This window comes from Mesorhizobium sp. M7A.F.Ca.CA.004.04.2.1 (genome assembly GCF_004022825.1).
In the GTDB taxonomy this organism is placed as follows: Bacteria; Pseudomonadota; Alphaproteobacteria; order Rhizobiales; family Rhizobiaceae; genus Mesorhizobium.
Genome location: NZ_RZPH01001335.1, coordinates 1 through 1,284 on the forward strand (window position 1 = coordinate 1; position 1,284 = coordinate 1,284).

At 58.2% G+C, this 1,284-nt stretch carries 1 protein-coding gene and 1 pseudogene; both read right to left on the reverse strand.

The window, feature by feature from the left end; all coding sequences use genetic code 11:
- Positions 1 to 235: 235 nt before the first annotated feature.
- Entirely contained in the window at positions 236 to 697 is a 462-nt protein-coding gene (locus tag EN893_RS34325) for a MucR family transcriptional regulator (protein WP_127270031.1), read from the reverse strand.
- Positions 698 to 912: 215 nt separating this feature from the next.
- Positions 913 to 1,284 (reverse strand): annotated as a pseudogene (locus EN893_RS34330) (ROK family protein); the annotation flags it as partial.

Genomic DNA, 1,284 nt, shown 5'->3' on the forward strand with positions numbered 1-1,284 from the left:
GGTGTAGTTCATGGCTCGCTCCCCTAGAGCAGTTCACCGTTTCACGGAAACGGCGACCCGCTCTAACTCCTTGTTTTTAGGCAATTCCGGACGGAAAACCGTTTCACAATTTTCCTGGAATTGCTCTAGCAACCCGTCCACCTATCCAAGCCATAAAAACATGAAGCCTGCCAAGGCGAATTCGCCGGCAGGCTTCTGTTCCAGTCGTCCTAACTGTTGGCTCAGGACTGAATGTTCAGGCCGAGGCCTTGGCCTTCCTGCCCTTGGCGGGTGCCTTCACGGGGGCAGCCTTGCGGCCGAGGCCGATGGATTTCGCCAGCAGCGAACGCGAGGCCGCGTAGTTGGGAGCGACCATCGGATAGTCCGACGGCAAGCCCCATTTGGCGCGATAGGCGTCCGGTGTCAGGCCGAAATGCACGCCCAGGTGACGCTTCAGCGATTTGAACTTCTTGCCGTCTTCGAGGCAGATGATGAAATCGGGTGTCACCGACTTCTTGGGGTTGACCGCCGGGACCAAGGGGGCAGCCACCGGGACCGCAGGCTTGCCGAGCGCGTTTATCGAGGCGCTGACGCTGGCGATGAGGTCGGCCAGGCCGGAGGCGGGCAAGCGGTTCTTCTCGACGTAAGCGGACACGATGTGAGCGGTCAGCTCGAGCAGATCGATGTCTTTACGGGCACTGTTGCTATCGTCGGTCACTCTATTTCTCCGTCTACAGCGAATGACCTGAAAATCGGATTCGACTTCCGGAAAGGATCATGCGCGAAATCAAAATGCTATGGCGTCCTTCGTGCGTCCACGGGACGAATGGCGTTGGTGTAGCGCGGAATTCCTAGTCGGCAAATCTGCGTATTGCAACGACTTGATGTCAGGTCACACGTTATTTTGAACAACTATATTAAACAATAACAGTATCAGACTATCAGCGCTTTGTCGCGCCACAAACGAAACCCGCCTTCGAAGGCGCGTGTGTTGTCGCCGCGCCTGGAGTCGGCGGGCAATTCATCGAGCTTGTCGACGTTGCCGCCGCCAATCACGACATAGTCCGGCTGCATGGCGGCACGGAGCCGGTCGACGACGTCGAAGACGTATTTGCGCCATTTCTTCTTGCCGCGCTTTTCCAGGCCGCGTTCGCCGACATAATCCTCGAAACTCCTGCCCTTCTTGTAGGGCAAATGCGCGAGTTCCATCGGTTGGGCGACGTTGTCGGCGATCATCGCCGCACCGAGACCGGTGCCGAGCCCGAGGAACAGCATGCGCCCGCCCTCGTAGCTGCCGATGGCTTG